The sequence below is a fragment of the Bacillus sp. 05T31 genome (assembly GCF_056396725.1).
The window spans coordinates 1-9,910 of sequence record NZ_JBFTMA010000096.1 but is presented as its reverse complement, the minus strand read 5'-3'; the positions used below and the strand labels follow the sequence as shown (position 1 = coordinate 9,910).

Annotated in this window: 9 protein-coding genes; 7 read left to right on the top strand and 2 right to left on the bottom strand. The window is 38.6% G+C overall.

What is annotated here, in order from left to right; translation table 11 throughout:
• The 3 genes from AC1DJR_RS09015 to AC1DJR_RS09005 form a co-directional block, all read left to right on the top strand.
• A partial coding sequence (locus AC1DJR_RS09015) for a histidine--tRNA ligase (RefSeq protein WP_477002429.1) occupies window positions 1-607 on the top strand: 607 nt, incomplete at its 5' end.
• Between the two features lie 12 nt (window positions 608-619).
• Window positions 620-2,395 (top strand): aspartate--tRNA ligase, encoded by a 1,776-nt coding sequence (gene aspS / locus AC1DJR_RS09010; protein ID WP_477002428.1) that lies wholly within the window; start codon window positions 620-622, stop codon window positions 2,393-2,395.
• A gap of 505 nt (window positions 2,396-2,900) precedes the next feature.
• Window positions 2,901-3,668 carry a tRNA threonylcarbamoyladenosine dehydratase gene (locus AC1DJR_RS09005; protein WP_000903181.1) on the top strand — a complete coding sequence of 256 codons (768 nt, stop codon included), beginning with the start codon at window positions 2,901-2,903 and terminating at the stop codon, window positions 3,666-3,668.
• A gap of 156 nt (window positions 3,669-3,824) precedes the next feature.
• Here the strand turns inward: AC1DJR_RS09005 and AC1DJR_RS09000 are convergent, their stop codons facing one another.
• Together AC1DJR_RS09000 and AC1DJR_RS08995 are read right to left on the bottom strand one after the other, a co-directional pair.
• A complete protein-coding gene (locus AC1DJR_RS09000) occupies window positions 3,825-4,466 on the bottom strand; it encodes an RsfA family transcriptional regulator (RefSeq protein WP_002034101.1) in 642 nt (213 codons plus the stop codon).
• A 37-nt stretch (window positions 4,467-4,503) separates the two neighbouring features.
• Window positions 4,504-5,790 (bottom strand): replication-associated recombination protein A, encoded by a 1,287-nt coding sequence (locus tag AC1DJR_RS08995; protein ID WP_002067244.1) that lies wholly within the window; start codon window positions 5,788-5,790, stop codon window positions 4,504-4,506.
• A gap of 394 nt (window positions 5,791-6,184) precedes the next feature.
• Here AC1DJR_RS08995 and cymR point away from each other — a divergent pair, with 394 nt between their 5' ends.
• The 4 genes from cymR to AC1DJR_RS08975 all read left to right on the top strand — a co-directional run bounded on the left by cymR (window position 6,185) and on the right by AC1DJR_RS08975 (window position 9,684).
• Complete coding sequence (gene cymR, locus AC1DJR_RS08990) at window positions 6,185-6,601, top strand: cysteine metabolism transcriptional regulator CymR (RefSeq protein WP_000704117.1); 417 nt, start codon at window positions 6,185-6,187, stop codon at window positions 6,599-6,601.
• Window positions 6,602-6,636: 35 nt separating this feature from the next.
• Entirely contained in the window at window positions 6,637-7,782 is a 1,146-nt protein-coding gene (locus tag AC1DJR_RS08985) for a cysteine desulfurase family protein (RefSeq protein WP_477002427.1), read from the top strand.
• A gap of 16 nt (window positions 7,783-7,798) precedes the next feature.
• Window positions 7,799-8,914, top strand: coding sequence for a tRNA 2-thiouridine(34) synthase MnmA (gene mnmA / locus AC1DJR_RS08980; protein ID WP_477002426.1), 1,116 nt, complete (start codon window positions 7,799-7,801; stop codon window positions 8,912-8,914).
• Between the two features lie 110 nt (window positions 8,915-9,024).
• Window positions 9,025-9,684 (top strand): tetratricopeptide repeat protein, encoded by a 660-nt coding sequence (locus tag AC1DJR_RS08975; RefSeq protein WP_477002425.1) that lies wholly within the window; start codon window positions 9,025-9,027, stop codon window positions 9,682-9,684.
• Window positions 9,685-9,910: the final 226 nt, after the last annotated feature.

Genomic DNA, 9,910 nt, shown 5'->3' with positions numbered 1-9,910 from the left:
ATCTATTACAGAATACTTAAACGAAGATTCAGCAGTATACTACGACAAAGTACAAGAACTACTAACGATGATGGATGTTCCATTTGAGAAAGATCCGAATTTAGTACGTGGTTTAGACTACTACCAACACACTGTTTTTGAAATTATGAGTGAGGCAGAAGGTTTCGGTGCTATCACAACATTAAGTGGCGGTGGCCGTTATAACGGACTTGTACAAGAAATCGGTGGACCGGAAATGCCAGGTATCGGTTTTGCGATGAGTATTGAGCGTTTAATTATGGCGCTGAAGGCTGAAAATATTGAGTTACCAATTGAACATAGTATTGATTGTTACGTTGTAGCACTTGGTGAAAAAGCGAAAGACCGTGCTGCAAAAGTTGCGTTCGATCTTCGTAAAGCTGGATTATCAGTTGAAAAAGATTATTTAGATCGCAAAATGAAAGCACAATTTAAATCTGCAGATCGTTTAAATGCGAAATACGTAGCTGTATTAGGGGAAGATGAGCTAGATAAAGGCATCATTAACTTAAAAGATATGGCAACAGGCGGACAAGAAGAAGTAGCGTTAGATGTATTTGCTTCATATGTAGCAGAGAAATTAATATAGGGGGAACTTAAAGTGGCTGAAAGAACACATGCATGCGGAAAAGTAACAGTAGAAGCGGTTGGACAAACAGTTCAATTAAAAGGTTGGGTACAAAAACGCCGTGATTTAGGTGGATTAATCTTTATCGACTTACGTGACCGTACAGGTATCGTACAAGTTGTATTTAATCCAGAAACATCAAAAGAAGCGTTAGAAGTAGCAGAAACGATTCGTAGCGAATACGTATTACACGTAGAAGGTACAGTTGTTGAACGTGGTGAAGGCGCAATTAATGATAATATGGCAACTGGTCGTATTGAAGTACAAGCATCGAAAGTAAATGTATTAAACGCAGCGAAAACAACGCCAATCATTATTGCTGATGATACAGATGCATCAGAAGATGTGCGTTTAAAATATCGTTACTTAGACTTACGTCGTCCTGCAATGTTCAACACATTCAAAATGCGTCATGACGTAACGAAAACAATTCGTAACTTCTTAGATACAGAAGAATTCTTAGAAGTTGAAACACCAATTTTAACGAAGAGCACGCCAGAAGGAGCTCGCGACTATTTAGTACCAAGCCGTGTGCATGATGGTGAATTTTATGCATTACCTCAATCTCCGCAGCTATTTAAACAGCTTCTTATGGTCGGTGGATTTGAGCGTTACTATCAAGTAGCACGTTGTTTCCGTGACGAAGATTTACGTGCGGACCGTCAACCGGAATTCACGCAAATTGATATCGAGGCATCATTCTTAACACAAGATGAAATTTTAGAAATGATGGAGCGTATGATGACGAAAGTCATGAAGGATGCAAAAGGTGTAGAAGTTAGTGCACCATTCCCTCGTATGAAATATGCTGATGCAATGGCCCGCTTTGGTTCTGATAAGCCGGATACACGCTTTGAAATGGAACTAAAAGACCTATCTGAATTTGCAKTAGGCTGTGGATTTAAAGTATTTACAAGTGCTGTAGAAAACGGCGGACAAGTAAAAGCGATTAACGCAAAAGGTGCAGCGAGCAAATACTCTCGTAAAGACATCGATGCATTAACTGAATTCGCCAAAGTATACGGTGCAAAAGGTCTAGCTTGGCTTAAAGTTGAAGAAGACGGCTTAAAAGGACCGATTGCGAAATTCTTCGGTGAAGAAGAGGCAAACGTGTTAATGAGTACATTAGAAGCGGATGCTGGTGACTTATTACTATTCGTAGCAGATAAGAAAAGTGTTGTTGCAGATAGCTTAGGTGCACTTCGTTTACGTCTAGGTAAAGAACTTGAGTTAATTGACGAAAGTAAATTTAACTTCCTATGGGTAACTGATTGGCCACTTCTTGAGTACGATGAGGATGCAGATCGTTACTTCGCAGCTCACCACCCATTCACAATGCCATTCCGTGAAGACGTTGAGTTATTAGAAAMAGCACCAGAAAAAGCACGTGCACAAGCATATGACCTTGTATTAAACGGTTATGAGCTTGGTGGTGGATCACTTCGTATTTACGAGCGTGACGTACAAGAAAAAATGTTCAARGCACTTGGATTCTCACAAGAAGAAGCACAAGAACAATTCGGATTCTTATTAGAAGCATTCGAATACGGTACACCACCACACGGCGGAATCGCATTAGGTTTAGACCGTCTTGTTATGTTACTTGCAGGTCGTACGAACCTTCGTGATACAATTGCATTCCCGAAAACAGCAAGCGCAAGCTGCTTATTAACAGAAGCGCCAAGCCCAGTTGCAGAAGCTCAGCTTGAAGAGCTAAGCTTAAAATTGAGCTTGAAAGAAGAGAAGTAAGAATAGAGTCTAGATGGTTATACTAACCCCATCTAGGCTTTTTTTATAGAGGTTGTTTAAAAAGTAAGATTCAGATAACCGTCGCATCTCATCGTTGCTTATGCTAGTCCGGTGCTCGAGTAGTAAAGCTACACTGTGCTCCTCCTAGCATAAGTGCCTCGATCTGCTCGGTTCTCTAAATCCWCCTTTTTAAACGTATATTGAAGAGGTTGTTTAAAAAGTCCGGTTCAGATAACCGTCGCATCTCATCGTTGCTTATGCTCGTCCGGTGCTCGAGTAGTAAGGCTACACTGTGCTCCTCCTAGCATGAGTGCCTCGATCTGCTCGGCCATCTGAATCCTCCTTTTTAAACTTGCATTTAGGAAGAAGTAAAAGCCCGGTTTACACTATGTTTTCATTTTTAAAATATGTATTTTTAAGGATTCTATAACTTTTTCTATACAAATAGTCGGAAAAACGCTAGAATACATGGTAGACCATTTTTGTAATAGGAGTGTAGAGCTGAATGTTACATCAATTTTCACGTAATGAATTAGCCTTTGGAAAAGAAGGCCTTGAAATATTAAAAAATAGTACAGTCGGTATTTTAGGTATTGGCGGCGTAGGATCATTTTCGGCAGAAGCGTTAGCACGTTCTGGCGTAGGACGTCTCGTATTAGTTGACAAAGATGTTGTAGATATTACAAACGTAAACCGTCAAATTCACGCGTTAGTATCTACTGTAGGACGTTCAAAAGTAGAATTAATGAAAGAGCGTATTGCAGATATTAATCCAGAGTGTGAAGTAATTGGACTAGAGATGTTTTATACAGATGAAACATATGAAGAGTTCTTTAAACACGGTTTAGATTTCGTAGTAGATGCATCTGATACGATTACGTTCAAAATTCATTTAATTAAACAATGTTTACGTCGTAAAATCAAAATTATCTCATGTATGGGTGCGGCAAATAAAATGGACCCAACTCGTTTCCGTATTGCGGACATTTCTAAAACACATACAGATCCAATTGCGAAAGTAATTCGTACGAAGCTTCGTAAAGATGGTATTAAAAAAGGTGTAAAAGTTGTCTTCTCTGACGAAAACCCAATCGTAATTCGTGAAGAAGTACGTAAAGAAATCGTACCAGACGAAAATGCAAAAATTCGTAAAGCGAAATTACCACCTTCTTCAAATGCGTTCGTGCCATCTGTGGCTGGTTTAATTATGGCAAGTCACGTTGTACGTGAGCGTATTAAAAACGTAGAAGTCAAGCGTGTAGGGCAAGAATAAAAAGGAAGCATATATCGTTTAGGATATATGCTTTTTGTATGTTTTAAAGAAATGTCGATGCCGGATCGTTAATATAATTTCATTTACTGTGGTGCTTTTTCACTAAGGGAAAATAAACAGGGATGTCACTTAGTTGAAAAAGTGGCATCCCTGTTTTTAGTTTTCTGCAGAATATATAATATCTAAATTTCCATTTTGATCGGTTTTGAAAATCGGAGCAATTTGCTCTTCTTGTTCTTCGACTGAAACAAGTTTTCGAGCACGATCCATAATTCTAACAAGCATTGCATAATCTTCTTCGATTGCTTGTTGTTTTTTTGTGAGAACAGCTAATTTTGCTTCAAGTTCATTATTCATTTTTTGCAGGGAAGTGAGCTGATCTTGTAATACGTCATTTTCAGTTTGTAACTTTGCGAGTGAAGGGTTATTGTGCTCCAAGTTTTGCAAAAATGAGATGACATTTTGCATTGTAAGATCCTGTTTATTTGGGACAATATCTTCTGAAAACTCGGCATCGATTACGAGCTGCCGAGTTTGTGTGAACTGCTCTTTTTCTATTTTAGCTTCCGAACGCTTTAATTCTTTACGTTGTTTTTTTGCGATTTGCACCGCATCTTCATAATATGGTCTTACTTCAGCATTCCATCTAAAGCCACAAGCTGCTGAAGTTCGGTTTAATGTATCACCAACTTCATCGAATGCTTTTATTTGTGTACTTCCGCTGCGAATATGTCGTAAAACAGTTTCTGCTAAAAGGAGATCGTCTTCTTTTGTCCATGCATCTTGACGTGTTTTCATAAGCGAACCCTCCGTAATGGTGACGTTTTCGCTTATATTACCCTTTATTCTTCGTTTTATGCGAACTTTGTAATCTTTCATAAACAGTAGAAAGTGCTTGTTCAAATTTTCCTGTCGTTTTCGGTTTATAATATTGCTTGTTTTTAATTTTATCAGGTAAGTATTGTTGTTGTACCCAACCGTTTGGGTGATCGTGTGGATATAAGTATCCGATGCCTCTTCCTAACGATTCGGCTCCTTTATAATGACTATCTTTTAAATGACTTGGAATATCGCCTGTTTGGCCATTACGTAAATCGTGTAGTGCGGCATCGAGTGCTTTATAGGCCGAGTTTGATTTCGGTGATAGACAAAGTTCAATAACAGCATTTGCAAGTGGTATGCGTGCCTCTGGGAAGCCGACCCGTTCAGCTGATTCAATCGCTGCAAGTGTACGTTGTCCAGCTTGTGGGCTAGCAAGTCCGATATCTTCATATGCCATAATAAGCAGACGTCTACCGATGCTTTGTAAGTCACCAGCTTCAATAAGACGTGCTAAATAATGAAGTGCGGCGTTCACATCACTTCCGCGTACTGATTTTTGAAAAGCAGATAAAACGTCATAGTGAGCATCGCCACCTTTGTCGTGAACGAAACTCTTTTTCTGTAAGCATTCTTCTGCGATTTCAAGTGTAATTTCCGCGGCTTTGTCGTCAGTTGTAAAGCTAGATAAAACAGCTAGTTCAAGTGCATTATAAGCTGAGCGCATATCTCCGCCTGACGCATTTGCAAAGTGATGTAATGCTTCATCCGTAACAGTTACATCATATTCCCCAAGCCCTTTTTCTTTATCTTCAAGCGCTCGTTTTAAGCCAATTAAAATATCATCTTCTGTTAATGCGTGTAATTCGAAGATTTGACAACGACTTCGAATAGCAGAATTAATAGCATGGAACGGATTGCTTGTCGTTGCACCAATTAAAGTAAGAAGTCCGCTTTCTAAATGGGGTAATAGAAAGTCTTGCTTCGCTTTATCTAGCCTATGAACTTCATCCAAAATTAAAACGAGGTGCCGATGCATTTTCGCTTCTTGTACGACAACTTCCATATCTTTTTTATTATGAGTAACAGCGTTTAAGAGGCGAAACAGGGTTCCAGTACTTCCTGCAATTGCGCTGGCGATTGATGTTTTTCCTGTGCCTGGAGGACCGTATAAAATCATTGATTGAAAATGATTTGCTTGGACCATTCGCCATAAAATCTTACCTTCACCAACTAAATGCTGTTGTCCGATAATTTCTTGAATATTTGTAGGGCGCATTCGATGTGCGAGTGGTTGTTTCATTTGACCCTCTCCCTTAATGTATAATCTCATTCTATCGTATCATTTTTTTTGATGAAATTTGAAATAGGATGCTGTTTTGTGGGGGGGATGAATATGAAAATTCCTATTTTTCTTTCAATTGTAATAATTTCCGAGTTTTTCAATGTGATTTTATGTTATCATTTTGATACACAAGTTGAAATTTCTTATAATACTATATTATGCTATAATTTCATAGGATTTTAAATTGTGTTCTTTTATAAAGTGAAACTTTAATCAGTGGGGGTTTTGTTCATCCCCCACCTAACTTCTTTGCTCCAGCCGAATTTTGAGGTGGGAGTTTTACTGCCTGCAAATAGCGGGATAAATAAGATATAACCAATAGAAGTGAAAATTTGAAATGAGGTGCAAATAGATGAAGATTTCAACGAAAGGCCGCTACGGCTTAACAATTATGATCGACCTTGCAAAAAAGTTTGGTGAAGGCCCAATTTCATTAAAATCAATTGCACAGGCACATGATCTATCTGAGCATTACTTAGAGCAATTAATTTCACCACTTCGTAACGCTCGTCTTGTAAAGAGTACGCGTGGTGCATATGGTGGATATGTATTATCTGATCAGCCAGTCAACATTACAGCTGGAGATGTAATCCGTGTACTAGAGGGTCCAATTAGTGTTGTAGAAATGATAGAAGAAGAAGAACCAGCACAACGYCAATTATGGATGCGTGTTCGTGATGCGGTGCAAGAAGTATTAGATAGTACAACTTTAGAAGATTTAGTACGTTATGAGGAAGAAAATCACGGGGGCTATATGTTTTACATTTAATTCCTTGTGAAACGATTTGGAAAGAAGGAGATTTAATGGAACGCATTTACTTAGATCATGCTGCGACATCTCCGACTCACCCAGAAGTGGTCGAAAAGATGATTCCATATATGACAGAAACATTTGGAAACCCGTCTAGTATTCACTTTTATGGGCGTCAAACGCGCCATGCGGTAGATGAGGCGAGGCGTGTGTGTGCACGTAGCATTCACGCGAGTCCAAATGAAATTATATTCACGAGCGGTGGTACAGAAGCTGATAATTTAGCACTTATAGGTGTAGCGCGTGCGAATCGTCATAAAGGTAACCACGTTATTACAACGCAAATTGAACATCATGCGATTTTGCATACGTGTGAATTGTTAGAGCGTGAAGGATTTGAAGTGACGTATTTACCTGTTGATGAAACAGGGCGTGTTCAAGTTTCTGACATACAAAAGGCACTAACGGAAGAGACGATTCTTGTATCTATTATGTTCGGGAATAATGAAGTAGGGACAATACAACCAATTGTGGAAATAGGAAAGTTGTTAAAAGAGCATCAAGCTTATTTCCACACAGATGCTGTACAAGCTTACGGTTTAATAGAAATAGATGTGAAAGAGTTTGGTATTGATTTATTATCGATTTCCGCTCACAAAATTAACGGCCCAAAAGGTGTAGGGTTCCTATATGCTGGTGCAAATGTGAAATTTGAACCGTTATTAATAGGCGGAGAGCAAGAAAGAAAACGTCGTGCTGGTACTGAAAATATACCTAGTATTGTTGGACTTCAACATGCAGTTTCGCTAGCTGAAAAAACTCGTGAGCAAAAAAATGCCCAATATGAAGAGTTTAAAGATATAATGGTATCTGTCTTCAAAAATGAGGACATTCATTTCGAGGTAAACGGAGACTTGGAATATCGCTTACCACATGTGTTTAATATAAGTTTTACAGGAATGAATATTGAACCGTTTCTTGTAAACCTAGACTTAGCTGGTATTGCAGTATCAAGTGGTTCTGCTTGTACAGCTGGTTCGATTGATCCATCACATGTATTAGTGGCGATGTTCGGAAAAGACTCCGATCAAATACGTTCATCCGTACGCTTTAGTTTCGGAYTTGGAAATACGAAAGAGCAAATTGAAAAAGCGGCGTACGAAACAGTGAAAATCGTGAAGCGATTAACACAAAATTAGCATGGGAGGTGACATGATGAACAAACTACCTCAAGAAACACGCGTTGTCATCGGGATGTCCGGTGGCGTCGATTCATCTGTAGCAGCTCTTTTATTAAAAGAGCAGGGTTATGATGTAATCGGAATTTTTATGAAAAACTGGGATGATACAGATGCAAATGGTGTCTGCACAGCAACAGAAGATTACAATGATGTAATTGAAGTGTGTAACCAAATCGGCATTCCGTATTATGCAGTAAACTTTGAAAAACAATACTGGGATAAAGTATTCACGTACTTTTTAGATGAGTACCGAGCTGGTCGTACACCAAACCCAGATGTAATGTGTAACAAAGAAATTAAATTTAAAGCATTTTTAGAGCATGCAATTGCACTTGGTGCTGATTATGTAGCAACAGGTCATTATGCACGCGTTGCTTATATGGACGGCGAATATAAAATGCTTCGCGGCGTTGATGACAATAAAGATCAAACATATTTCTTAAATCAATTAAGCCAAGAGCAACTATCAAAAACAATGTTCCCATTAGGTGAATTAAAGAAACCACAAATTCGCGAAATGGCGACAGAAGCTGGTTTAGCGACAGCGGCGAAGAAAGATAGTACTGGTATTTGCTTCATCGGTGAGCGTAACTTTAAAGATTTCTTAAGTAACTATTTACCGGCGCAACCAGGTGTGATGCAAACATTATCTGGTGAAGTGAAAGGGAAACATGATGGTTTAATGTATTATACAATTGGACAACGTCATGGCCTTGGTATTGGTGGTAATGGTGATCCGTGGTTTGCTGTGGGAAAAAACTTGAAAGAAAACATTTTATATGTTGATCAAGGATWCCATAACGAACTTCTATATGGTGATGAAGTTATTGCTACGAATGTAGGCTGGGTAAGTAATAAAGCGAAGGAAAAAGAATTTACGTGTACAGCGAAATTCCGTTATCGTCAAGCAGACAATAAAGTAACGGTTCAAATCGTTGATGAAAATACAGTTCGTATTCTTTGTGATGAGCCAATTCGTGCGATTACGCCAGGCCAAGCAGTTGTTTTCTATGATGGAGATGAGTGCTTAGGCGGCGCTACAATTGATGAAGTATATCATAGTGGTAAGAAATTAGATTATTTAGGATAACACGAGAAGCCTCTGCCGATTAGCGGTTAGAGGTTTCTTTTACATAAAGCGAATTTTYGTTCGCTTGGAAAATACATTCTTTGTTATAATTTGTTGTAGAGGTGAAGGATATGTCAAACAAACTTGAAACAGGTATTAAATATATGCAAGAAGGAAACTGGGAAGAAGCAGCTGAAAATTTCACAGAAGCAATCGARGAAAACCCGAAAGATGCGCTTGGATACATTAACTTTGCGAATTTATTAGATGTATTAGGTGATAGTGAGCGAGCAATTTTATTTTATAAACGTGCATTAGAATTAGATGGTAAATCTGCGGCTGCTTATTATGGATTAGGCAACGTATATTACGGTCAAGAGCAATTTGCAGAGGCGAAGGCTGTATTTGAACAAGCGATGCAAGYGGGATTACAATCAGCTGAYGTAACATTTATGTTAGGTATCACACATGTGCAACTTGGAAATGATCGTCTTGCACTTCCATTTTTACAAAGAGCGACGGAATTAGATGAAGGCGATGTAGAAGCTGTTTTCCAATGCGGACTTTGCTTCGCACGACTAGAACATATTCAAGAGGCAAAACCTTATTTTGAAAAGGTGTTAGAAATGGATGAAGAGCATGCAGATGCGTATTATAATTTAGGTGTTGCGTACGTATTCGAGGAGAATAACGAGAAAGCTCTTACTTTATTTAAGAAAGCGACTGAAATTCAAGCAGACCACTTTTTAGCTGGTAATGGTATTCGTTTATTAGAGCAAGAAGCTGAATAAAGTGAAATTATAGTTTAATGCGCAGTTACCCCTCATCTAAAGATTGTGAAAGAGGTGGGGGATGTACTGCTCATTAAAGTGAAAAGAACTCGGAAAGGAGAGGAAATATGGGAAATCAACATGCAATGGATTTGTTTGAGGAAGAAAAAAGATTTATAAAAGCGCAAGTTCTTCATACCATTTTCCACAACGAAGAAAACCTCTATTCCGTTGTCAGTATGAAAGT

Bases quoted from the DNA above. Each gene is read 5' to 3' on its own strand.
- AC1DJR_RS09005 (WP_000903181.1), top strand. From the start codon at position 2,901: ATGTTACATCAATTTTCACGTAATGAATTAGCCTTTGGAAAAGAAGGC.
- AC1DJR_RS09000 (WP_002034101.1), bottom strand. From the start codon at position 4,466: ATGAAAACACGTCAAGATGCATGGACAAAAGAAGACGATCTCCTTTTA.
- AC1DJR_RS08995 (WP_002067244.1), bottom strand. From the start codon at position 5,790: ATGAAACAACCACTCGCACATCGAATGCGCCCTACAAATATTCAAGAA.